Origin of the sequence: Acinetobacter sp. YH12211 (genome assembly GCF_013418015.1) — a bacterium.
GTDB lineage: Bacteria > Pseudomonadota > Gammaproteobacteria > Pseudomonadales > Moraxellaceae > Acinetobacter > Acinetobacter towneri.
Genome location: NZ_VPCW01000020.1, coordinates 1 through 23,116 on the forward strand (window position 1 = coordinate 1; position 23,116 = coordinate 23,116).

20 protein-coding genes are annotated in these 23,116 nt (G+C 42.8%); 10 read left to right on the forward strand and 10 right to left on the reverse strand.

The features are described 5' to 3' along the window. The first annotated feature begins 364 nt into the window (after positions 1-364). The 4 genes from leuC (at position 365) to leuB (ending at position 4,346) form a co-directional block, all read left to right on the forward strand. On the forward strand, positions 365-1,813 hold the full coding sequence (gene leuC, locus FTU98_RS09905) for a 3-isopropylmalate dehydratase large subunit (RefSeq protein ID WP_004976092.1): 1,449 nt from the start codon (positions 365-367) through the stop codon (positions 1,811-1,813). Between the two features lie 97 nt (positions 1,814-1,910). Beyond that, the gene (gene leuD / locus FTU98_RS09910) at positions 1,911-2,561 is read left to right on the forward strand and encodes a 3-isopropylmalate dehydratase small subunit (RefSeq protein ID WP_180009180.1); all 651 of its coding nucleotides are present in this window, start codon (positions 1,911-1,913) and stop codon (positions 2,559-2,561) included. A 102-nt stretch (positions 2,562-2,663) separates the two neighbouring features. Beyond that, positions 2,664-3,227 (forward strand): hypothetical protein, encoded by a 564-nt coding sequence (locus FTU98_RS09915; protein ID WP_154321072.1) that lies wholly within the window; start codon positions 2,664-2,666, stop codon positions 3,225-3,227. Between the two features lie 39 nt (positions 3,228-3,266). Continuing rightward, complete coding sequence (gene leuB, locus FTU98_RS09920) at positions 3,267-4,346, forward strand: 3-isopropylmalate dehydrogenase (protein ID WP_004976098.1); 1,080 nt, start codon at positions 3,267-3,269, stop codon at positions 4,344-4,346. Positions 4,347-4,460: 114 nt separating this feature from the next. Here leuB and FTU98_RS09925 read toward each other — a convergent pair whose 3' ends face one another. Together FTU98_RS09925 and infA are read right to left on the reverse strand one after the other, a co-directional pair. Continuing rightward, entirely contained in the window at positions 4,461-4,871 is a 411-nt protein-coding gene (locus FTU98_RS09925; protein WP_167845758.1) for a hypothetical protein, read from the reverse strand. Positions 4,872-5,029: 158 nt separating this feature from the next. Next, positions 5,030-5,251 carry a translation initiation factor IF-1 gene (gene infA / locus FTU98_RS09930; protein ID WP_001284370.1) on the reverse strand — a complete coding sequence of 74 codons (222 nt, stop codon included), beginning with the start codon at positions 5,249-5,251 and terminating at the stop codon, positions 5,030-5,032. A 230-nt stretch (positions 5,252-5,481) separates the two neighbouring features. Between infA and FTU98_RS09935 the strand changes: the two genes are divergently transcribed. After that, entirely contained in the window at positions 5,482-6,489 is a 1,008-nt protein-coding gene (locus FTU98_RS09935) for an AraC family transcriptional regulator (protein WP_004976104.1), read from the forward strand. A 132-nt stretch (positions 6,490-6,621) separates the two neighbouring features. On the opposite strand, the gene truA is transcribed toward FTU98_RS09935, so the two are convergent. From truA to asd, 5 genes are all read right to left on the reverse strand, one after another. Then, complete coding sequence (gene truA / locus FTU98_RS09940) at positions 6,622-7,419, reverse strand: tRNA pseudouridine(38-40) synthase TruA (protein WP_154321070.1); 798 nt, start codon at positions 7,417-7,419, stop codon at positions 6,622-6,624. Between the two features lie 12 nt (positions 7,420-7,431). Continuing rightward, positions 7,432-8,412 (reverse strand): asparaginase, encoded by a 981-nt coding sequence (locus FTU98_RS09945; protein WP_004976109.1) that lies wholly within the window; start codon positions 8,410-8,412, stop codon positions 7,432-7,434. Positions 8,413-8,458: 46 nt separating this feature from the next. Then, entirely contained in the window at positions 8,459-9,766 is a 1,308-nt protein-coding gene (locus tag FTU98_RS09950) for a fimbrial protein FimV (protein WP_180051356.1), read from the reverse strand. 65 nt (positions 9,767-9,831) lie between these two features. Then, complete coding sequence (locus FTU98_RS09955) at positions 9,832-11,250, reverse strand: FimV family protein (RefSeq protein ID WP_242770122.1); 1,419 nt, start codon at positions 11,248-11,250, stop codon at positions 9,832-9,834. A 169-nt stretch (positions 11,251-11,419) separates the two neighbouring features. After that, positions 11,420-12,538: an aspartate-semialdehyde dehydrogenase gene (gene asd, locus FTU98_RS09960; protein ID WP_004976115.1), complete on the reverse strand. Its 1,119-nt coding sequence runs from the start codon at positions 12,536-12,538 to the stop codon at positions 11,420-11,422. 189 nt (positions 12,539-12,727) lie between these two features. On the opposite strand from asd, the gene FTU98_RS09965 reads away from it, so the two are divergent. Then, positions 12,728-13,855 carry an endonuclease/exonuclease/phosphatase family protein gene (locus tag FTU98_RS09965; protein ID WP_180009185.1) on the forward strand — a complete coding sequence of 376 codons (1,128 nt, stop codon included), beginning with the start codon at positions 12,728-12,730 and terminating at the stop codon, positions 13,853-13,855. Positions 13,856-14,192: 337 nt separating this feature from the next. Here FTU98_RS09965 and FTU98_RS09970 read toward each other — a convergent pair whose 3' ends face one another. From FTU98_RS09970 to FTU98_RS09980, 3 genes are all read right to left on the reverse strand, one after another. Continuing rightward, complete coding sequence (locus tag FTU98_RS09970) at positions 14,193-15,305, reverse strand: glycosyltransferase family 4 protein (protein WP_180009186.1); 1,113 nt, start codon at positions 15,303-15,305, stop codon at positions 14,193-14,195. A gap of 24 nt (positions 15,306-15,329) precedes the next feature. Then, the gene (locus tag FTU98_RS09975; protein ID WP_180051358.1) at positions 15,330-16,265 is read right to left on the reverse strand and encodes a lauroyl acyltransferase; all 936 of its coding nucleotides are present in this window, start codon (positions 16,263-16,265) and stop codon (positions 15,330-15,332) included. A 141-nt stretch (positions 16,266-16,406) separates the two neighbouring features. After that, the gene (locus tag FTU98_RS09980) at positions 16,407-18,314 is read right to left on the reverse strand and encodes an ATP-binding cassette domain-containing protein (RefSeq protein WP_004976119.1); all 1,908 of its coding nucleotides are present in this window, start codon (positions 18,312-18,314) and stop codon (positions 16,407-16,409) included. Between the two features lie 35 nt (positions 18,315-18,349). Here FTU98_RS09980 and FTU98_RS09985 point away from each other — a divergent pair, with 35 nt between their 5' ends. From FTU98_RS09985 to topA, 4 genes are all read left to right on the forward strand, one after another. After that, a complete protein-coding gene (locus FTU98_RS09985) occupies positions 18,350-18,592 on the forward strand; it encodes a SlyX family protein (protein ID WP_004976120.1) in 243 nt (80 codons plus the stop codon). Between the two features lie 127 nt (positions 18,593-18,719). Then, positions 18,720-19,685, forward strand: a complete 966-nt coding sequence (locus FTU98_RS09990) for a hypothetical protein (protein ID WP_179989444.1) — start codon at positions 18,720-18,722, stop codon at positions 19,683-19,685. A gap of 262 nt (positions 19,686-19,947) precedes the next feature. Continuing rightward, complete coding sequence (locus FTU98_RS09995; RefSeq protein ID WP_004976129.1) at positions 19,948-20,397, forward strand: ammonium transporter; 450 nt, start codon at positions 19,948-19,950, stop codon at positions 20,395-20,397. Between the two features lie 34 nt (positions 20,398-20,431). Then, positions 20,432-23,071 (forward strand): type I DNA topoisomerase, encoded by a 2,640-nt coding sequence (gene topA / locus FTU98_RS10000; protein WP_167845766.1) that lies wholly within the window; start codon positions 20,432-20,434, stop codon positions 23,069-23,071. Positions 23,072-23,116 lie beyond the last annotated feature (45 nt).

A 23,116-nucleotide genomic window follows, 5' to 3' on the forward strand; every position in this document is an offset into this window, starting at 1 on the left:
CATAATTCCAGACAAAATTTACTTCGGATGCTAACTGATTTAGCACCTTGCAATGTTTGTCTTTTATGCGTAATTTGAGTGTCTTCATCCAATTATTTTAACAGTATTTTTCTTAATAGTGACTATATTACAAAAATTTAAAACGACATTTCGTGTCGTTCATATGGTTTACTCCAGTCGCTTATATCCTCGTGCTGAACCACGAGGTTTTACGCTCCAGTGGATAAAAATTATTTTGCTAGAAACAACTAAATAATTCCTAAAAGTTTTTAAATTAATAAAAATGATAAATTAGATTTATACAAATTCGCGGTTATAATCAAATTAATGAAAAAATTACCCAGTCCAGTGGAGTAGATCTGACATGGCAGGCGAAAACCAACAAGCACAAAATCCAGCTGCAAAAACTTTGTACGACAAATTGTGGGATGATCACTTGGTCACTCAACGTGATGATGGCTCGGCTTTATTGTATATCGACCGTCATTTATTGCATGAAGTGACTTCTCCACAAGCCTTTGAAGGTTTGCAACTTGCAGGACGTAAGCCGTGGCGTTTAAGTGCCAACGTGGCAACGCCTGACCATAACGTACCAACGTCTAAAAAAGAACGTGCGGACGGTATTGCAGGTATTGAAGATGATACTTCACGTATTCAGGTACAAACTTTAGATGACAACTGCAAAACCTTTAATGTGGTGCAGTTTGACATCAACGACATCCGTCAGGGGATTGCGCACGTGGTTGGGCCTGAGCAGGGCTTAACTTTGCCAGGTATGACCGTAGTTTGTGGTGACTCACATACAGCGACTCACGGTGCATTTGGGTGTTTAGCGCATGGTATTGGGACGTCTGAAGTTGAACACGTATTAGCAACCCAATGCTTAGTTCAAAAGAAAATGAAAAACATGCTAGTGCGTGTAGATGGCAAATTAGGTCAAGGTGTTACACCGAAAGATGTCGTTTTAGCGATCATTGGTAAAATTGGTACTGCAGGCGGTACAGGTCACGCGATTGAGTTTGGTGGTCAAGTATTCCGTGATATGTCGATTGAAGGACGTATGACAGTATGTAATATGGCGATTGAAGCAGGCGCGCGCGTAGGTATGGTCGCTGTGGATGACAAAACCATTGAATACGTGAAAGGTCGTAACTATGCACCAAAAGGCGAGCAATGGGATGCAGCAGTTGCTTACTGGAATACTTTACACTCAGATGAAGGCGCGCACTTTGACACCGTAGTGGTATTACAAGGCGAAGAAATTGAGCCGCAAGTGTCTTGGGGAACTTCACCTGAAATGGTCATTCCAGTATCACAAGCCGTACCAACTTTAGAGCAGGCGAAAGATGATGTACAGCGCAATGACTGGACGCGTGCTTATCAATATATGGGCTTAACTGCAGGTCAGTCTTTGGCAGATATTCAATTAGACCGCGTATTTATTGGCTCATGCACCAACTCGCGTATTGAAGATATTCGTGCAGCCGCTGAAGTGATTAAAGGTCGTAAAGTTGCAGCAAGTATTAAACAGGCGATGGTGGTTCCAGGTTCTGGTTTAGTTAAGCAACAAGCGGAACAAGAAGGCTTAGACAAAGTGTTTGTAGAAGCAGGCTTTGAATGGCGTGAACCAGGTTGTTCAATGTGCTTGGCAATGAACGCAGACAAATTGCAACCGGGTGAACACTGTGCATCGACTTCAAACCGTAACTTTGAAGGTCGTCAAGGTAACGGTGGTCGTACCCATTTGGTGAGTCCAGCAATGGCAGCTGCGGCAGCAATCGCAGGTCATTTTGTAGACGTACGTTCATTCTAAGTTATGCCTTCATCCCAGCCTTCTCTCAGAGAGATGGCGTTCCCTCTCGCTATAGCAGAGGGCAAGGGAGAGGTTACGGATTCAGTGAGAATTAAACATGAAAAAATATACCGTTGAACAAGGTATCGTTGCACCATTAGACCGTGCCAATGTCGATACAGACTTAATCATTCCAAAACAGTTTTTGAAATCTATCAAACGTACAGGTTTTGGCGATAACTTATTTGATGAATTGCGTTATTTAGATGAAGGTTATCCGGGTCAGGACAACTCAAAACGTCCGATTAATACTGAGTTTGTATTGAATCAGCCGCGTTATCAGGGTGCTTCAATCTTAATTTCACGTGCCAACTTTGGTTGTGGTTCAAGCCGTGAGCACGCACCTTGGGCATTGAATGAATATGGTTTCCGTACCGTTATTGCACCAAGCTTTGCCGATATTTTCTTCAATAACTGCTTTAAAAACGGCATGTTGCCTGTGATCTTGTCTGAAGAGCAGGTCGAGCAATTATTTAAAGAGTGTGCGGCGACTGAAGGCTATCAATTAACCATCGACTTGGACGCACAAGAAGTACGTACACCAAGCGGTACGGCATTTAAATTTGAAGTAGATCCATTCCGTAAACACTGTTTATTGAATGGTTTGGATGATATTGGCTTAACATTACAAGCAGCCGATGACATTCGTGCTTATGAAGAGAATACTAAGCAGTCGCGTCCATGGGTTTTTGCCGAAATTCAGGCATAAATTCGCTGAAATTTGTCATAGCATCGCTGCCTAACTCTTGCTAACATCGGCACATAATAATTTTTATATTTTGTATCTAACAGGTGAGGTTGGGCGCGAACAATGACTAAAATTTTCGGTCGGCTTGCTGTCATTGGATTATGTATCACCATGCTAAGCGCATGCCAAACGTGGAATACAGCACGCATTAAACAGGTGAAAGAAACTGAACAAAGCAAATCCAATGCACTGATTTACTGTGCGGGTACAGATGATTGTGAGTTTGAGCGTTTAAATACGGTCACAATTGTCGATGCAGAAAAACATCGTGTTACACGTGCTGCCATTCAGGAGGGTTTAGTGCGTTTACAGGAATCATCCTTAAATAAATCCAATGCCTTGTATTTATCTGTACCGCCTAAACAACATGAATTGGTGATTCGCTTTTATCCCATTTCTAAAGATCGTGCAGAAAAACTGCATGTAATTCATAAGTTTAATGCCAAGCAAAAATATACCTTTAGAATGTATCGTGATCGAAGTCGTACTAAAGGCAGCTTATTAAATGTGTCTGCGCCAGATCCTTTATGTGTAGATTTGGTGCAAAACAACAAAACCATTCGACGTTTTTGCAAACCCTACAATGTCTTAAATGGCTTGGGTGAGTTTGTAGAACAAAAAATTTAATCCCACAGTCTTTGACTGTCATGAACAATGGAAACTCTCATGTCAAAACATATTTTGATTTTAGCTGGTGACGGCATTGGTCCAGAAATTGTGAAAGCTGCTGAACAAGTGCTGACACGTGTCAATGAAAAATTCAATTTGGGTTTGACTTGGGAACAAGGTTTATTGGGTGGTTCTGCAATTGATGCACATGGCGAACCGTACCCAGCAGTGACATCTGAGCAAGCGAAAAAAGCCGATGCAATTTTATTGGGTGCAGTTGGTGGTCCAAAATGGGACAACATTGAGCGTTCAATCCGTCCAGAGCGTGGCTTATTAAAATTGCGTTCAGAACTCAATTTATTTGCTAACTTACGTCCTGCAATTTTGTATCCACAATTGGCAGATGCTTCAAGCTTAAAACCTGAAATCGTATCAGGCTTAGATATCTTAATCGTGCGTGAATTGACAGGTGGTATCTATTTCGGTCAGCCACGTGGTATCCGTGAATTAGAAAATGGTGAAAAACAAGGTTTTAATACCGACGTATATGCTGAGTCAGAAATCAAACGCATTGCAAAAGTAGCGTTTGAAATGGCGAAATTGCGTGGCGGTAAAGTATGTTCGGTGGATAAAGCCAACGTACTGGAAGTGACTGAATTGTGGAAGCAAACCGTGACTCAGTTACATGCAGAACAGTACCCAGAAATCAACTTGTCGCACATGTATGTCGATAACGCAGCGATGCAATTGGTACGCGCGCCAAAACAATTTGACGTATTGGTGACAGGTAACTTGTTTGGTGACATCTTGTCTGATGAAGCGGCGATGTTGACAGGTTCTATTGGTATGTTGCCATCTGCATCTTTAGACGAAAATGGCAAAGGTATGTATGAGCCTTGCCATGGTTCAGCGCCAGATATCGCAGGTCAAAACTTGGCAAACCCATTGGCAACCATTCTTTCTGTGGCAATGATGTTACGTTACACCTTCCGCGAAGAAGCGGCAGCAAAAGCCATTGAAGATGCAGTAGGCAATGTATTAGATCAAGGTTTACGTACTGCCGATATTATGTCTGAAGGCATGAATAAAGTTGGTACTGTTGAAATGGGTCAAGCAGTCGTTACGGCACTCAACTAAAAATTTAAGCGATTTAACCTATCGCTTACAGCTCAAAATCAAATCATTAAACGCAGTCTTCGGGCTGCGTTTTTTTATTGGTTTTGTACTTTCAGAGTGTTTTAGCTAGGAGACTTAACAGCGTTGTCCCGAAACATACACTGCGGTAGCAATACCCTGCTGTAGGCGAAAATACAAATCACAAGTCAGTGCAACATCGTAACTTTCATGACTCGGGATACCGATATTTAACGGAACAGCACCAATACCTGTAGTGGGATGCTGCGCCATAGGGATCGGAACACGTACAGGACGAATAATGATACGGTAATGTAGCAATTGAGGGGTAGCTTGAGCTGTACCAAGCTGTTGATAGCCAATTTGGCTTAATTGCAAATGGGTCAGGATATATTGGCTAGATTGACCAATAAATTGCTGTAAATACGCATCGCGGTTTAAAGTGGAATGCGGTGGATTACTACTACACGCCACTAAACTGAGCGCAAAAAGACCTGTTATACAAGCAACGCAGGATCGAAATAACATGCTTTTTCTCCCTTGCTCAAAACTTTATTGTAGAAGGCAATGCAAGAAAAGAATGTGGTGATTCGATAAGCGGCGGGGACGAATTAAAGGCTAAACAGAATTTTTTTAAGTGAACGTAAAAAAGCCACTCCGAAAGTGGCTTTAGCTTACTCTAAAACTTAGCGTGCGCGATAAGTGATGCGACCCTTGGTTAAGTCGTAAGGTGTCATTTCAACTTTCACACTGTCGCCTGTTAAAATACGAATATAGTGTTTACGCATTTTACCAGAAATGTGAGCAATCACTTCATGACCGTTTTCTAAACGTACACGAAACATAGTATTAGGAAGCGTTTCGGTGACAACGCCTTCGAACTCGATGAGTTCCTCTTTATTGGCCATAGCCTACCTGAGTATCAAATTGGAAAGGCGCAAATTATAGGCAATTTTTCTGAAAAAAACAAGATGCTTTACCCTATACACAGCGCATCTGTTAGTAAAATAAGCGAATCATCGGTTTATACTTTTTCTGTAAAAATGGGCTTGGGTAGGTTGTCAGTTCGGTCAATCGCAGTTAATCTAATTTCAATCTTTTTAAGTATAAATGAAGTACATACAAGGAAGGTTTTTGCGTGGGTCAGCTAACTGATGCATCGGTTGTATTGCGTTTAGGCTACCAAGCGATTCGTCGTGCGGGGTTGCCAACCGAAGATATTTTAACAAAAGCAGGTGTGGCCTTAAATCAGGTCGAAGCCAATGAACGTACGCCTTTAAATGCACAATATGCGTTTTGGGTTGCGGCTGAGGAAGTCAGTAAAGACCCTGATATTGGTTTACATCTGGGGGAACATTTGCCACTTTATCGCGGGCAGGTGATTGAACATTTGTTTATTTCTTCAGAAAACTTTGGTGAAGGCCTAAAACGTGCTTTGGCTTATCAACGCCTGATTAGTGATGCTTTTGATGCCAAATTGGTGGTGGAAGATGGACGCTGCTATTTAACCAATGGCGTGCAGCCGTGGTCAGAAAATATCGTCAATCGTCATTTTTCTGAATGCGCCATGTCGGGTGTTTTACGCTTCTTTAAATTCATTACCGAAGGTCGTTTTCAGCCTATTTATATTGACTTTAACTTTAGTGATGGTGCTGCAGATGATGAATATTTCCGTGTCTTTGAATGTCCTGTGAGTTTGGGGCAGAAAGAAACGCGTTTGTATTTTGATCCGAGTATTTTGGATTATCCACTGTGGCAGGCAGAACCTGAGTTATTGCAATTACACGAACAGTTGGCATTGGAAAAACTGCAGGAACTGGCGCGTTATGATTTGGTTGGTGAAGTGCGCCGTGCCATTGGTTCGACCTTAGAAAGTGGAGAAACGACACTAGAAACAGTGGCGGCACAATTGAATATCACGCCACGTCGTTTGCGTACCCAATTGAGTGAAGCCAATACCAGTTTTCAGCAAATTCTGTCCGATTATCGATGTCGTTTGGCTAAACGATTATTATCGAATACCAATGAAAGCGTGGAGCGGATTGTGTACTTAACGGGTTTTTCAGAGCCAAGTACTTTTTATCGTGCTTTTAAACGCTGGACCAATGAAACTCCAGTGGAATATAGAAAACGTAAACAGCGTTAAGTTTGAAAATTTAAAACCTTTCCTAAACAGAATCCTCCCTAAATCCCCCTTTTTCAAAGGGGGGGACTTTCGTTTTTAACGCCTCGAAATGGAGCTCCTCTCTTTGGAAAAGGGAGGTCGGGAGGGATTAAATTATTCCGGCATGTTTAACCAATGTGGCCCTAAAGGAACTTTCGGTAAATCATACTGTTCAGGATAATGTGCCTGAATAAAATACAAGCCATCTGGCGGGGCAGTAATTCCTGCTGCTTTACGGTCTTGAGCTGCAAAAATTTGGTCAATATGTGCAATGTCATACAAACCTTGCCCGATCTCCAATAGACAACCCATGATATTGCGAACCATGTGATGCAAAAAACCATCGGCTTGAATATCTAACACTAAATAATTGCCGTGACGAATTAAGCGGCAATGGCTGACATGACGGACAGGCTGATTGGACTGACACGCTGCGGCACGAAAGCTTTCAAAATTATGTGTCCCTTCAAATTTCTGCGCAGCCGCAATCATTTTATCGACATCTAAGGGATAATAAGCGTGAGTGACTTGTTTGTGCAGCAAGGCAGGGCGTTGTGGATTGTTATACACGACATAGCGATAACGCCGTGCCTGAGCCTTAAAACGAGCATGGAAGTCCATATCCATCGTTTTAATCCATTGAATTGCAATGTCTTTGGGTAGTTGGCTGTTGGCACCCATCAACCAACCGCGTTCAGGGCGAATGGCATGCGTATCAAAATGTGCCACCATATTGGTTGCATGCACGCCTGCATCGGTACGTCCTGCACCATGTAAAATAATGGGTTCATCGGCAATTTTGCTCAGAACTTTTTCAATGGTTTCCTGCACACTAGGTACGCCTGCTTGCTGGGTTTGCCAACCCCGATACCGAATGCCACAAAACTCAATTCCGATTGCAAAACGCTGCATAATCACCTCAAATCACACTGAAGACTGCCAATGCGCATACCACTGTGCAAGGCTGTCGTATTGTAAATACATTTTTAAGGCTTTGGCATAAAGATCTGCGTGACTTTGGCAATCACTGATTAAAATTTTACTGTCCTGTAACCACTGGCTGATCGCATAGCGTTGTTGCATGCCACCAAAAGTGACTTGGGTGGTGAGAATCACGGCACATTGTTGAGCTTGTAAGGCCTGAATTAACTCAATCACTTCGGCATTGACGGCCATATTGCCTGTACCATAACTCTGTAAAATGAGGCAGTGTGGTGGCTGTTGCTGTAAGGCTTTTAAATTATCGACCAAAGCGGAAATGGCAATTGGCTGTAACATCCAGTTCAGGCAGTTAAAGTGCTGGGCTTTTTCAATATGTTGAGTGCTAATGTTGAATGCTGGCTCATTCTGCGATTTGTTCTCCGTGTAAACCAAAGCAGACTGACCTGTAAATGCATTTAACTCGGTGGTGTGTTGTTTCAGTGCCGTTGCGGCATGAATCAGTTGCTGATGGAAGGCCAGATATACTCCCTGAGTCACTTGATGAATCTGTTGTAAAGCAAAATTTAGGTTGTCCAAGGCATCACTAAATTCACGGGTATCTGTGCCTTGTGCATTGAGTAAGGGATATTGGCTACCCGTGAGAATGACATGGGTACTTTGCGCTAAAAAACGTGCCAAGACTGCGCTGGCATAGCTGAGGGTGTCGGTGCCATGTAAAATAACGAAATGTTGAAAATCATCGTGTTGTAATTTTTGAATATATTGAATGAGCTGTAACCAGTCTGCGGCTGTGCAGGCACTACTGTCTTTAATGACAGGGGCAACAAAGCATTCAATCTCTAAATTTAGGGGTAAGACCTGTGCCAAGCGTGGCAGAAATTGCTCCGCAGGCATTGGGCTTAGTGGTTCACCGACACAGCCAAAAGTGCCGCCCATATAGATTAACGCAATTTTTTTCATCATAAAAAAAGCAGCCAAGAATGACTGCTTTATCTTAATCTGATTTGAATTAAGAAGCGATTTGATTCAGTAACTGATCGGCACGTTGGCGTTGTTCAGCAGAATAATTTGCGCCTTGTTCGCAAAGTAAAGCTTTCGCAGCATCATAAGCGCCCAATTCCACATATTGGTTCGCCAAGTCTAAATTCAACTGAATTTCATCTACTTGAGATAAGTCTGGGAATGATTTCACCAATGGATCATTTAGATCAACATCTGTGCTGACAACGGTTGCAGCAGGTTCAAGTGCAATACTTGGTGCAGCAATGACTTCAGGTTCAATTGCAGGCTGAAGGTTGGTTTCCTCAGCAGGCGCACTGTCAAATGTGAAATTAAAATCAGGCGTTGCAGGTTCAGCTTTTGCTTCAACCGCAGATGCGCTTTCTGGTGTAGAAAAATTGAAGTCTAGACTTGGGGCTTTGACTGAAGAAGCTTCATTGACTGTTGATTCTGGGGCTGTTGTTTCAGCTGGACTTGGTGTTAAATCAAACGTGAAGTCGAGCGGTTTAACTTCCTCTGCAGGGCTTACACTTGGTTCAGCTGTAATTGCAGGCGCTTCAGTTTTTGCTTCTGCTGCTGTGGAATCGAGTGAGAAATTAAAATCCAGTGCAGCAGGTTCTGCTTTGACTTCAGGTTCGGCTGCTTTTTCTACAACAGGTGTAGCTGCAGGGCTGAAATTTAACGATGAGGTGTCAAATTCTAAAGCTGCTTCAGGTTCTGCAGTTTTATTTGAGGTCAGTTCGTGCTGTAACTGGTCAAAAGAAGCCGTTTGATTTGGCGTACTCACAGGTGCAGTAAAATCTAAGCTGCTTGGAGCTGCTGTCAGCGCTTCATTTGCTGATTTTTCAGCAATATCTTCATGTGCATGACTGGCTTTTTTCGCTTCAGCTTGTGACAGAATATCGTCAAGCTCTAAAGAACGTAAATGATTCAGCAATTGATCAATTGCAAATTCATCTTTTTGTTGTAAATGAATATCAAGCAATAACAAATACAAACCATGCAATGAGTTATCACGTTTTAATGCTTGGTTAATTTGTGCTTCTGCAGCAAAGAAATTACGTTCTTTGATCAGGTTTTCAATGTTGGTTTGGATTTTTACAGGAACAGGGGTAGAGTGTTGTGGTGTTGGAACAACCTCTTCAACCACCACCGATTTCTGGGCAACTTTTTTGGTAGTTGTGGTTTTCTTGGCACTGGTTTTGGCTGGCGCTGCTGTTTTCTTGTTGTTTGGTTCGGCTTCTTTACTTGCTTCACGCTTTTTCAAGAAAATTGCGATCACCAGTAATAAAATAAACGGAATCACATAAATCAGCATGTTTATACCCCTTGAGGATGTGGTCCCTGTTTGACCTTATCCCAAAAAATCATTGTGTGTAACATTTAGTGTTTTGGCTTATTTGCGGCTTGTTGTTTTTGCAATTGTTGTTGCAGTTCAGCAAGGCGCGCGTTGAGTAATTGAATTCTGTGATCCTTCTGACGTAATGCCAATTCTAATTCTGTTACGTTTCTCTGTAATTTAACGGTTTTCTCACGGGATGTCATAACTTTTAATGACAAGTCACCCGAAGTTTGTGTGGATTGTGTGTTCTTCTTGGCAGAACCGTGGGTGGAGTCCTGTTGATTCTCTGCCACGAGGCTCATTTCTGCTTGATTTAAACGATATTTGGCTTTGCCTGATTGTGGTGTACTGGCCGTTTCTGGTTTTGGAATTGCGGCTTTTTTCTCTGTTTTAGAGTTAGCTTGTGCATGTAAATTTAAGGTCGCACCACGACGCAAACGATTGGCATCGCCTTGAATAAAAGCATGCTCATTATTGGCTTTAATTTGCTGCATCACTTCAGCAACAGGGCGGTTATTTTCACCCGCAATGCGTGAGGCAATTGCCCATAATGATTCATTCGATTGCACCACGTGTTGGGTATTGACTGCAGGCATGGCTGTGGCAGGGCTTGGTTTAGCCTGTGCAGCCGCTGTTTGTGCAGGCTTTTTCACGGCAGCAGCAGGCTGAGTTTGTGCCAGTTGCTTCGTGCGTTGCTGTTCAGCAAATTTTTGTACCAATGGATCAGCCGATTGTTGTGCAGTGACTGACGTAGTCGCTGTAGATGCTGTCGGTGTTGGGTTGTTATTTGTTTTTGCTGGCGCTGCTTTTGGAGCAGCAACAGTCGTATTTTCACTCGCTGCGCTACGGCTTGGCGCAGTTTGAATCACTGTTACTGCTTGATGGTTTAACGCAGGCGGTGTATTGCGTTTAATGGTTAGCGGTGCTTCAAAAGCCTGTTGTTCAATTGCTTTGGGTGTTTCAACCTGATAGGCCGTACTTACAGGTAAATTTAAAGCAATATCTTGCTCATTGACAATCATGACAGGCGTTAAAGCTTGTTCATTACTGCGTTGCATAGCGGCCAATGGCGCAGGTGCACTGCGTTTTAATGGTGTACGAATATGTTGCAGGCGAGTTGCATTACCTTCTTTAATTTTGACCACAATATTCAACTCAGACTCGGTTAGAGGTCGAGATGAGGTAATGGTGATGACCCCTGTACCGTTGCTGTTACGACGTGTAAAAAAGTTAAGATGACCAGGCGGACGGTGGCTCGCACCAATCGACATCAGATCTTCGGCCGTAGCTAAACTAACATCAATCGCTTCATTCACATTCGATTGACGAAAGTTGATTTCGGCATAGAGCAATTCCCCAGTTGTTGACTGAATTTGAATCGGGTCAACATTCATTGCATACATTTGCTGTGAAGCCAAAATAGATAAAATGGCGATCTTTAATTTGTTATATACAGTCATCTTAATTGTTAGCTCGGTCATTTATCGCAAGGCGAAAAGGATAGAGTAGCGAGTTGTAGGTCGATTGTAAAATATTAACACGTTGATTACATAAAAAAGCCAGTCAAATTTGACTGGCTTGTTGAGATTGATCACAGAATCAAAAATGATTCAGTGCTCAAGACGAAGCTTAAGCATTTTTGTAATCAATTAAGATGCGTAACATACGACGTAATGGCTCTGCTGCGCCCCAAAGTAATTGGTCACCTACAGTGAATGCACCAAGGTATTCTTTACCCATGTTCATTTTGCGTAAACGACCAACAGGTACTGTTAAAGTCCCTGTAACTGCAACTGGGGTAAGATCGGTCATTGATGCTTCGCGTGTATTTGGTACCACTTTTGCCCATTGGCTTGATTGACGAATCATATCTTCAATTTCGTTCAGTGGAACGTCTTTTTTCAGCTTCAATGTGATTGCCTGAGAGTGACAACGCATTGCGCCAATACGCACACAGTGACCATCAATTGGAACAATCTGCTGATTGCCTAAAATCTTGTTGGTTTCAACCTGACCTTTCCATTCTTCTTTTGACTGACCGCTTTCAAGCTGTTTGTCGATATATGGAATGAGAGAACCCGCTAAAGGCACACCAAAGTTTGCCGATGGGAAACCTTCGCCACGTTGTAATTCGGCAATTTTAGAGTCGATGTCTAAAATTGGTGAACGTGGGTCATCCAACAAGTCTTTGGTGTTGTTATACAAGTAGCCCATGCCTGTGATCAGCTCACGCATGTTTTGCGCACCTGCACCAGAAGCTGCTTGATAGGTCATTGAAGTTGCCCATTCCACCAAATTGTTTTGGAATAATGAACCCAAGCCCATCAACATGAGTGAAACAGTACAGTTACCGCCCACAAATGTTTTGGTGCCATTCACCAAGCCATCTTTAATGACATTCATGTTGACTGGATCAAGTACGATAATCGCTTCATCATCCATACGTAGGGTAGATGCAGCATCAATCCAGTAACCATTCCATCCTTCAGCTTTAAGCTTCGGGAAAACGGCAGAAGTGTAATCACCACCTTGACAGGTAATAATGACATCCATTTGCTTCAGACTTTCAATATCTGTTGCATCCATAAGTGCTGGGGCAGTCTTACCACCAAACGCTGGTGCTTCACCGCCAGCATTACTGGTAGAGAAATAGAATGGCTCAAAATGAGCAAAATCATTTTCTTCAACCATACGTTGCATAAGGACGGAACCCACCATCCCGCGCCAACCGACCAGACCTACTTTCATGTCACTTTGCCTCGGTGCGTTAAAAAACAATAAAGGAATATAAGTCTATCAAAAGGGGACGCAACTGCAAGCATTACATGAACAAAACATGAGTATTATTGAGTGAAATCTCTTGTTTGTGTTACATACAAAATTGATAACTTTGGTTTTCATGTAAAAACGACAAAAAATACAAAAGAGTAAAGCAAGATGATTTGGGTAGAAGGGCTTGCAATATTAGTCATTTGGTTAAGTTTTTGGTCACTGATTCCGCGTGATGAATGGTGGATTCGGGGCGCAGATTTTCCACGTTTACAGATCTTGGTTTTGGGCATCATTGCCTTTGTTTTGCTCCTAATTTGGGAGCAGACGTGGGATGTGTCTAGCCAAGTGATTTTAATTGGGCTGATTGCGGCTTTGGCTTATCAGCTCAAAATGGTCTTGCCCTACACCTTGCTGTGGAGAAAACAGGTCAAACAAGTTCGTCCAGAACAGCTAAATCCTGAAAAACAAATTTCATTAATCGTGTCCAATGTTCTGACACCAAATCAAAAATATCATCTTTTAATTGAACATATTCAAGCCTTAAAACCAGATTTGGTGTTGACCCTAGAATCTGATTTGGCTTGGCAGAAAGCCTTGTCTGTGATTGAAGCCGATTATCCTTATCGGGTCGCTGCACCTTTAGATAATTTATATGGCATGCATTTGTATAGCCGTTTGCCATTAAAAGACAGTGAGATCAAATTTATTCTCAGCGATGAAATTCCATCCATTCATACCAGTGTGATTTTGCCTTCGGGGCAGCCTGTACAGTTGTATTGTTTGCATCCTAAACCACCAAGTCCTACCGAAGCCAAAGATTCAGTTTTAAGAGATGCCGAATTGTTGATTGTAGGCGATCAAATCAAAGATTTAGATGAAAGCTGTATCGTAATGGGTGATTTAAACGATGTGGCGTGGTCACGTACGACACGACTGTTTCAGCGGATTAGTGGTTTGCTTGATCCACGGGTAGGGCGTCATTACATCAATACCTTTCATGCCGATTATCCCTTGTTGCGTTGGTCGTTAGACCATGTTTTTCATAGCACAGATTTTGCATTGGTAGATATGCAGCGTTTAGCACATATTGGTTCAGATCATTTTCCTGTGTATGTGGTATTGCAAACTGGGCGGGTGTTTGATCGAATTCAGGAAGAACTGCCGCAAACCGATGCCGATGAGCAGGAAGCACAACAGGCGATTCAGGATGGGATTGAAAAAGCAGAGCAAGAAGAAAAACTGGTGACCGATGAAATTGCACAACCGTATAAAGCACAGGATAAATCGGTTTAGAAATTAAACGAAAAGTGTACGAAATGGCTTACACGGATTTAGGCACATGACGCATGTTTTATTCTGACTGATCTGGTTAAGATTAATTCATCAGCACAAGGACTCGGGAACGGAATATCCCATTAAGGAAGACGACGCTGAGGGATAAACATCAAGGATATGATGTAGGTAAGGAACGCCATACAATAAAATAACAATAAGTTTTGAAAGCACAACCTCATGAGCCCGAGTTTTACAGGATGTAGAACTCGGGCGATGATTTTTTAGGGCTTATTTTTTCATTCTCATTGTTTTTAAACAAATTAAATTTCAATCAGCTCGATTCAGTTTTAAGGCTTTAGGTGTGTTTTGACTGCAAAACTTGCTGATATAAATCTAAGGTTTGATGACACATATCTGCCAAGCTGAACAATTCAACAGGGGTGACACTTTGCGGTATTTCCAGATGCAATTGCACTGCATTGAATAAAGCCACTTGGTCATCTGCTGCGATGAGCCCTTGCGGATACAGTTGTGACAAAATTTCAGCCACACCACCACGGTTCCAGCCAATCACAGGTGTTCCTACAGATAAAGCCTCAAGTGCAGTGCGTCCAAAGGTTTCCGCCTGATTGGAAAGTGAAAGTACAATATCGCTAAACGCAAGCCACTCGCGAATGTCAGAACGGTGTCCAACAAAGGTTATCGCTTCGGTCAGATGTTTATCCCGAATATTGCGTTCCAGTTCCTGTAAATAAGCTGCTTTTTTAACATCTGCACCGCCTACAACAACAGCATGAATCTGTGGATACTGGGTTTTTAATTTCGCAATTAGATCAATCAATGTTTCATGACCTTTTAAGCGGGTGATACGTCCCGGCAAACAAATTAAAAACTTATGTTCAAGTTCTGGGAAATCTTGATAGGTTTGTTGCATCCATTGTGCCGAAGGTTGATACCCGTGCGGAAATGCAGCAGGGTCAATTCCACGATAAATACGGACAATATCTTCAGGTGGACAGTTTTGATAATGATCACGAATGTATTTGACTACACTGTCAGAAACTGCGATCACTTTTTCCGCTTGGGTCATAATTTGGCTGTAACGGTTAACTGAATAAAAACCATGTACAGTTGAAATTAAGTGTGGACGTTTTTCGGCTGGAATACCTTTTAGGGAAAAATGAGTTAGCCATGCAGGTACGCGGGAACGTACATGCACAATATCAGGTTGATGTTGCACAATCAGTTGGCGTAAAGGACGGATTTGCCACAAGCTTGATAATGATTTTTTGTGGATGGCTAACTTTAAATGAGTGGAACCTTCAGCTTCGAGTTGGTTAACCATCCGTCCGCCATTCGACACCACCAATGACGTATGTCCTTGAGCGACCAAGGCTCGGGCGATTTCGAGCGTACCGCGTTCTACACCGCCACTGTTTAATTCGGGTAATAACTGCATGACTTTCATGAATCTTTCCTTCTGCCGTACAGATTAGTAAATACTGTCATAACCTTCGGGGCGGCTCTTAAACCGACGATGAAACCACATATATTGGGTAGGAGCGATCCGTAATTGCTGCTCAATAATGAAATTGGTGCGCGTTGCATCTGCAACTTCATCTGCGCCTGGGAAATCCAGCAGTTCAGGTTCAATCAAGACTTTATATTGAGGGTTGGAAAGCTCACCTGTACGGTAAAAATATAACGGAATTGCTGCGGCTTTGGTCATTTTAAGTAAACGACGATGCGCTGTAACTGTCGCAGCAGGCACGCCAAAAAATGGCGCCATAACACCTTGTTTTAAACCAAAGTCCTGATCTGGGCTATACCAAATGGCACGACCATTTTTTAAGTGGCGGATTAAACCACGCATGTCATCGTGGTCAATTTGATGACCGTAAATGGTGGCGCGACAACGGTAAATCAGCATGTCCAGTAAGGGATTGTTTTGTGGACGATAGACCACATCGGGGTCAAAATATTGCGCACAGACATAGCCGCCTGCATCTAGCAGAGTAGAATGTGTACCTAACAATAAAACCCCGCGACCATCTGCTTGGGCTTGCTGAATATGTTCTAAACCTTCAACCTGAGTACGTCCTTTAAACCACTGTGGACAGTACCACGCATTTAAGGTTTCAAATACGCCCAGCATTTGATCAACAAAGACTTGGCGAGCATTTTCTTGTACTTCAGCCTCGCTCCATTCAGGAAAACACACTTCCAAATTGCGTAACGTAGTTACGCGACGTGACTTCATGCTGTTAAAGGCAAGATTGCCTAAAAGCTGCGCCAAACGATACTGAATCGCCCACGGCAAAATGGCTAAAATCATCAGGCAGACAATGCCAATCCAGATGCCCCAATATTTTGGCAACAGGAAAGACCATTGAAATTCGCCTGGTTGATATTCAGTGTGTTGACTCATAATGACCGTGTAAAGTGTTGTATCGTTGCAGTTTAGCACGAACCGATTTTAAAATTTAAAAGCATCCGTCCAATGGGAAAGATGCTTAAAACGGTTTTGCGAAGTCTTTCAGGACAAGCGTAGACGAAGTGTCAATAGACCCTAGTTACCATTCGCCAAGTTTTCCAGTTCGTCCCAACGCTCCAGTTTTTCCAGCAGTTCTTCATCAATTTCAGCCAAACGCTGTGAGGCTTTGGTGGCTGCATTGGCATCTGTTACAAACCAAGAACCATCCGCCAGTTTTTCAGCCAATTCGGTTTGTTCCTGTTCCAGTGCTTCAATTTCACCTGGCAACTGCTCTAAAGCACGTTGATCTTTGTAGCTCAATTTTACTTTTTTAGCCGTTGGTGCTGCTGCAGCCGCTTCGGCTTTGGCAACGGCTTTTTTAACATCACTTTTTTGATCAACCACAGTTTGGTCTGGGCGTTGCTGCAAATAGTCCTGATAGCCGCCAATATATTCATCAATATTGCCTTTGCCATCAAATACCCAAGTTGAAGTCACCACGTTGTCCATAAAGGCACGGTCGTGTGAAATCAGCAATAAGGTGCCTTTATAGTCGCTGAGCATTTCCTCAAGCAACTCTAAAGTGACCATATCTAAGTCGTTGGTCGGCTCATCCATCACAATTAGGTTAGATGGTTTGAGTAGTAATTTTGCCAGTAAAATACGGTTGCGTTCACCGCCAGACAAAGCTTTAACCGGCGTGCGTGCACGTTCTGGTGAGAATAAAAAGTCTTGTAAATAACTATAGATATGACGACGTTGTCCGTTCACATCAACAAAGTCTGAACCTTCAGACACGTTATCTTTGACCGACTTTTCCAAATCCAAGACATTGCGTAATTGGTCGAAATAGGCAATTTCCAGTTGTGTGCCTGTTTTGACAGAGCCACCATGCTCAATTTCACCTAAAATGGCTTTAATCAGGGTGGTTTTACCGACACCGTTATCGCCAACTAAACCAATACGATCGCCACGTAATACCAGTGTTGAAAAGTCTTTGATAATCGGAGCTTGATTGCCAAAGGCCACTTGTAAATGTTCAATATCAAAGACCAGTTTGCCTGAGCGATTGGCTTCCTGCGCTGCCATATTGACTTTGCCTTGTTGGAAGCGACGTGCTTTTGATTCTTCACGTAAGGCTTTTAAGGCACGCACACGTCCTTCGTTGCGGGTACGACGTGCTTTAATGCCTTGACGAATCCATGCTTCTTCTTCGGCCAGTTTTTTATCAAACAGCGCATTTTGTTTTTCTTCGGCTTCTAGTTGCTGCGCCTTTAAATCTAAATAACGTGAATAGTTACCTTCGTAGCTGCGTAATACACCACGATCTAACTCGACAATGCGGGTGGCGATACTATCGACAAAAGCACGGTCATGCGAAATAAACAGTAGAGTTAAATTATTTTGATCGAGTAGGAATTTTTCTAGCCATTCAATACTTTCCACATCTAAGTGGTTGGTCGGTTCATCTAGCAACAACACGTCAGGTTGGGTGAGCAGGGCACGTGCTAACAATACACGACGTTTACGTCCCCCGGATAAATCGGCTAAGTCGGCATTTGGATCAAGTCCCATTTTACTTAAAATGGCATTGACCTTATTTTCTAGCGCCCAGCCATCAAGCTGATCTAGCTTGTGTTGCAAGTTCCCCATACGGTCACAGGCATCCATATCGCCCAATACACAGGCATCACTGGCTTCGTGATAGGCTTTTAATACTGCAGCAGCTTCACCTGCACCATCGGCCACAATATCGGCGACTTTGCCTGAATCCATGGGTACATCTTGCGCCAACATGGCAATGGTGATGCCATTTTGAATGGACACTTCACCTGCATCGGGCAGTAAACTTCCTTCAATCAGTTTAAGTAGAGTAGACTTACCTTCTCCATTACGGCCAATCAAACACACTCGTTCGCCACGTTCTAGGTTAAAATTCGCGCCGTCGAGCAAGGCAGGTCCACCAAATGCAAGTTGGACATCCCTTAAAGTAATATAGGCCATAGTGTTTCCTAAAAAATCTCAAATGAGGATTTGAAATGACTAAACAAAGTATAGATGATCAGGCGTCATTTTCCGCACCCATTGAAGATTTGCAAGTGCGAATTGCATTTTTGGACGATTTAGTTGAGCAATTGAATGAACAAGTGGTTCATCAAAGTCTGGAAATTGCTGATTTAAAGAAACAAATGCAGTTGTTATATCAGCGGGTAGAGTCGGCAGATTTGTCGGATGGGATTGCACCATTTGACCCGATGACCAATCGCCCACCACACTATTAATCAATCGTACTTAATCAACGGTATTGGTTTCCGTGCTGATTTTAATTTGACCTTTGCTGTACTTCCCGCTGTAATGCTCGGCTGCTGTGCCTGAATCTTTTAAACCCTATTGTGTCCGCTAAAGTTTATGTCCTCTAAAGTTGTATTACTTGACCTTGAAAACAACCTGCCTACCGCGACTTTGTTGCGAGAAATTATTGAGCATCATCCGAGTGTGTATCTGTTTAATTGTGCAGGAAAATTTGAATATAACTTGCAGGATTTAACTGAACTCGCTGGCTGGATCAGTACGGGTCAACTTATGATTTTAGACAGCCCGCGCGCAGAGTTTAAAGAGTTTGAATATGCAGTGGTAGTTGGGCAACTGATGGCACTGCTAGAGCCAGAAACACAAGTTGAAGTGATTTCTGCGGCTGACAGTATTCAGATTTTAATGGAAATGTTGCAAGCATCTGAAATTGCCTGTCACCTGATTCATATTCAGCCTGAAATGCAGTCTGGGAAAAGCAAAAATCGTTTACCAAGCCCAATGGCAATTCGCAGCAAACCTGAATTGCTGTTGGTAAAAAAGTACTGTGATGCGCTGGCAAAAATGTCAGGCAAGCCAACCAACTTAGAAGCTTTAAAACACTCAATTGCCAATATTTTGCAACTTGAGGCCGACAAAGTGCAGCATGTGGTTGGTATGTTGATGAGCCTGAAAATTGTAAAGCGGGTGGATGAACAAATTAGCTTTCGTAAAAAAGTTCTGAAACAATGGGCTCAACTTGACCTAGATGTCGTGGAAGAATCTACGCAAGAGGCGACAGTCACTTCTACAATCGTGGCGCAAACTGAAGCCGTAGAGCCACATCCTCAGCACAGTTTATTTAAAAACTTTAGCCAAATTGACCCTGTGCAATGGGAAGTTGCCAAAAAGTTACGTGAGCTAAAAGGTGAAAAACCAAAAGATATTTATGAATTGCGTGATTTGCTGGAACGGTTATTTCCAAAATCTGATATTCGTTTATTGCTCAAAGAACTGATTGAAAAAGGCTATATTTATTGGAATGGACATGAAGTGCTATATAGTCATGAGATGTTTTTAAGCTAAGTTTTAGAATTTTTCGATTAATGGTATGTGTCGATTTAAAACCCATCTGCAAGATTATTTTTTTATCGATAAGACTGATTTAAGTCATCATTTATCAACCATTTAAAGTTTTGAAAATGATGCCTTTTCACGTAAGACGATTTTAAGCTGTTTGTAGGCAGATAGACTAAAACACTTGAAATAAATAAATCACAGCTTATTTTAATCTTGCGTTTTATATTGTGCTTATGCAACTCTAATATAAGAATAGAAAGGTTGTACTATGGAAAATACTGGAATTTGGGTTGCCGTTGCCATCATTATATTTGTGATGGGCTCTATTTTTGGTCTGCGTGTCAGCCCAAGAGAAAAAGCTTTAGGATTGATGCGTGAAAAAGCCCGAAAAATGGGACTACACCCTCGTTTGGTGGTTGCGCCTGACTGGACAAAAATCCCGAAAGCCACGGAATCACGTGCCAGTATGGTGGCGTATTACAGTGTACTCATTGCCGATGCACGTTTACCGTTAATGCGTGCTTTAGTGACAGACCAAAAGCTAGAACTGTTGCATGGCGATGAGAAATTCCAAGGCTTACCCATTGCATTAAAGGGCATTTATGCTATTGATATGCAGGCAAACTGTGTAGGAATCTATTGGGATGAAGAAGCCGATCTTCGCGCAACTCAATTAGATGAGATGAAAGCCTTTTTACATAGCTTGGCTGAACGTTAATTTTTAAACCATTAAATAGGAAATACGGTTACTTATGGCGAACGCTCCTCGGTCCACATCCAAAAGCACTGCAGCCAAATCTGAAGCTGGTCACAAACGTGCCTTAGTGATTGTGGAGTCGCCTGCAAAAGCGAAAACAATCAATAAATATCTTGGTTCGGACTACATTGTGAAGTCTTCGGTCGGTCACGTGCGTGATTTGCCAACCAGTGGTGGCGCAAAAACCACAGAAAAGAAAACCACCACCCGAACCAAACTGACCGAGGCTCAGAAAGCTGAAAAAGCTCAACAAGCATTAGTCAACCGTATGGGGGTTGATCCTGAACATGACTGGAAAGCACACTATGAAGTGCTGCCAGGCAAAGAAAATGTAGTCGCTGAATTAAAAAAACTGGCATCGCAGGTCGATGAAGTCTATCTCGCAACGGACTTGGACCGTGAAGGGGAAGCGATTGCGTGGCACTTAAAAGAAGTCATTGGTGGAGATGACTCACGTTATCAACGTGTCGTGTTTAACGAAATTACCAAAAATGCGATTCAAGAAGCCTTTAAGCATCCTGCGCGTTTAGATACCAACAAAGTCAATGCCCAACAGGCACGTCGTTTCTTAGATCGCGTGGTGGGTTTTATGATTTCGCCACTGCTCTGGGAAAAAATTGCCCGTGGTTTATCGGCAGGACGAGTGCAGTCAGTTGCGGTGAAGCTGGTTGTGGAGCGCGAGCGTGAAATTCGCGCCTTTATCCCTGAAGAATACTGGCAAGTCTTTGCAGATACTAAATCTGAAAAAGATGACATTCGTCTAGAAGCGGTTAAGCAAGCGGGTAAAACCCTCAAGTTACGCAACAAAGCTGAAACCGATGCTTTACTGAACTTGATTAAAGATGCGCAATACACCGTATCTGCACGTGAAGATAAGCCGACCAAAGTCAACCCAAGTGCGCCGTATATCACGTCAACGCTGCAACAGGCTGCGAGTACCCGTCTTGGTTTTTCAGTCAAGAAAACCATGATGCTAGCACAGCGTTTGTATGAGGCAGGTTTTATCACCTATATGCGTACAGACTCGACCTTCCTGAGTGATGACGCGGTCAATATGGTGCGTACGCATATTGAAGCGGAGTTTGGTCAAAAATATCTGCCTGCTAAACCAAATCGTTATGGCAATAAAGCAGGCGCACAAGAAGCGCACGAAGCGATTCGTCCATCTAATGTTGCGCTTAAAGGCGACAGTTTGGTGGGTGTAGAGCGCGATGCACAGCGTTTATATGATCTGATTTGGCGTCAGTTCGTCGCTTGCCAAATGACACCAGCCGAATATTTATCATCGACCATTTTGGTTGATGCCAATGGTGTCGAGTTAAAAGCCAAAGGTCGTACGCTAGTTTTTGATGGCTTTACCAAAGTGCGTGGGCAAAACAAATCGGATGATGATGTGTTACTGCCTGCAGTTAAAGTCGGTGAAATTCTTAAATTAGAGAAGCTTGATCCATCACAACACTTTACCAAACCGCCTGCGCGTTTTACCGAAGCCTCTTTGGTGAAAGAGCTTGAGAAAAAAGGTATTGGACGTCCATCGACCTATGCTGCGATTATTTCAACTATTCAAGACCGTGGTTATGTCAAACTGGAAAACCGTCGTCTGTTTGCCGAAAAAATGGGTGAGATTGTTACAGATCGTCTGGATGAAAGTTTTAATAACCTGATGAACTACGATTTTACAGCAGACTTGGAAGGTCAGCTGGATAAAGTTGCAGATGGAGAACGTAACTGGAAAGACTTACTCAACAGTTTTTATGGTGACTTCAAGCAGCGTTTGACCAATGCACAGGGCGAACAAGGCATGCGCCGTAATCTACCTGTAGAGGTCGATGCAGTACATTGTAAAGAATGTTCACGTCCAATGCAGATTCGTACAGGTACAACAGGGGTATTCTTGGGATGTTCAGGCTATAACTTGCCACCGAAAGAACGTTGCAAGGGAACTCTGAACCTAACTCCTGTCGAGTCGCTTGCTGCATTGTCGGATGATGATACCGCTGAAACTGCAGATTTGATGTCTAAAAAACGCTGTCCAATTTGCGAAACTGCCATGGACAGCTATGTGATTGATGGTGGTCGTAAACTGCACATTTGTGGGAATAACCCAGACTGTGCAGGTTTTGAGCTAGAAGAAGGCGAGTTCAAAATTAAAGGCTATGATGGCCCAACCATTCCGTGTGACAAGTGCGATGGCGAAATGCAGTTGAAAACAGGTCGTTTTGGCCCTTATTTTGCCTGCACCAGCTGTGAAAACACGCGAAAAGTACTCAAGAATGGTCAGCCTGCGCCACCGCGTGTTGATCCAATTAAAATGGAACATTTACGTTCAACCAAACACGATGATTTCTTTGTGTTGCGTGATGGTGCAGCAGGCTTGTTCTTGGCAGCCAGTAAGTTCCCGAAAGTACGTGAAACCCGTGCACCGAAAGTCGCGGAATTGCGCACAGTTGCAGAACAGCTTGATCCGAAATATCAGTTTATTTTGCAAGCACCCGATGCAGACCCAGAGGGTAATCCAACATTGGTGAAATTCAGCCGTAAGAATCAAGCGCAATATATTGGTTCGGAAACGCCTGAAGGCAAACAAACCAAATGGTCATTGGTTTACCAAGATGGTAAATGGGTTGAGGCTTAATTATCCAAATTAGAAAATGCTGGCTTCGGTCAGCATTTTTTTAAA

Excerpts from the sequence above, each read along its gene's own strand:
- topA (WP_167845766.1), top strand. The coding sequence starts at position 20,432 with ATGGCGAACGCTCCTCGGTCCACATCCAAAAGCACTGCAGCCAAATCT.
- FTU98_RS09985 (WP_004976120.1), top strand. The coding sequence starts at position 18,350 with ATGACTAAACAAAGTATAGATGATCAGGCGTCATTTTCCGCACCCATT.
- FTU98_RS09915 (WP_154321072.1), top strand. The coding sequence starts at position 2,664 with ATGACTAAAATTTTCGGTCGGCTTGCTGTCATTGGATTATGTATCACC.
- FTU98_RS09975 (WP_180051358.1), bottom strand. The coding sequence starts at position 16,265 with ATGAGTCAACACACTGAATATCAACCAGGCGAATTTCAATGGTCTTTC.
- FTU98_RS09990 (WP_179989444.1), top strand. The coding sequence starts at position 18,720 with ATGTCCTCTAAAGTTGTATTACTTGACCTTGAAAACAACCTGCCTACC.
- FTU98_RS09970 (WP_180009186.1), bottom strand. The coding sequence starts at position 15,305 with ATGAAAGTCATGCAGTTATTACCCGAATTAAACAGTGGCGGTGTAGAA.
- FTU98_RS09925 (WP_167845758.1), bottom strand. The coding sequence starts at position 4,871 with ATGTTATTTCGATCCTGCGTTGCTTGTATAACAGGTCTTTTTGCGCTC.
- FTU98_RS09945 (WP_004976109.1), bottom strand. The coding sequence starts at position 8,412 with ATGATGAAAAAAATTGCGTTAATCTATATGGGCGGCACTTTTGGCTGT.
- leuC (WP_004976092.1), top strand. The coding sequence starts at position 365 with ATGGCAGGCGAAAACCAACAAGCACAAAATCCAGCTGCAAAAACTTTG.
- FTU98_RS09950 (WP_180051356.1), bottom strand. The coding sequence starts at position 9,766 with ATGCTGATTTATGTGATTCCGTTTATTTTATTACTGGTGATCGCAATT.
- leuB (WP_004976098.1), top strand. The coding sequence starts at position 3,267 with ATGTCAAAACATATTTTGATTTTAGCTGGTGACGGCATTGGTCCAGAA.
- leuD (WP_180009180.1), top strand. The coding sequence starts at position 1,911 with ATGAAAAAATATACCGTTGAACAAGGTATCGTTGCACCATTAGACCGT.
- FTU98_RS09965 (WP_180009185.1), top strand. The coding sequence starts at position 12,728 with ATGATTTGGGTAGAAGGGCTTGCAATATTAGTCATTTGGTTAAGTTTT.
- asd (WP_004976115.1), bottom strand. The coding sequence starts at position 12,538 with ATGAAAGTAGGTCTGGTCGGTTGGCGCGGGATGGTGGGTTCCGTCCTT.
- FTU98_RS09980 (WP_004976119.1), bottom strand. The coding sequence starts at position 18,314 with ATGGCCTATATTACTTTAAGGGATGTCCAACTTGCATTTGGTGGACCT.
- FTU98_RS09955 (WP_242770122.1), bottom strand. The coding sequence starts at position 11,250 with ATGACTGTATATAACAAATTAAAGATCGCCATTTTATCTATTTTGGCT.
- infA (WP_001284370.1), bottom strand. The coding sequence starts at position 5,251 with ATGGCCAATAAAGAGGAACTCATCGAGTTCGAAGGCGTTGTCACCGAA.
- truA (WP_154321070.1), bottom strand. The coding sequence starts at position 7,419 with ATGCAGCGTTTTGCAATCGGAATTGAGTTTTGTGGCATTCGGTATCGG.
- FTU98_RS09995 (WP_004976129.1), top strand. The coding sequence starts at position 19,948 with ATGGAAAATACTGGAATTTGGGTTGCCGTTGCCATCATTATATTTGTG.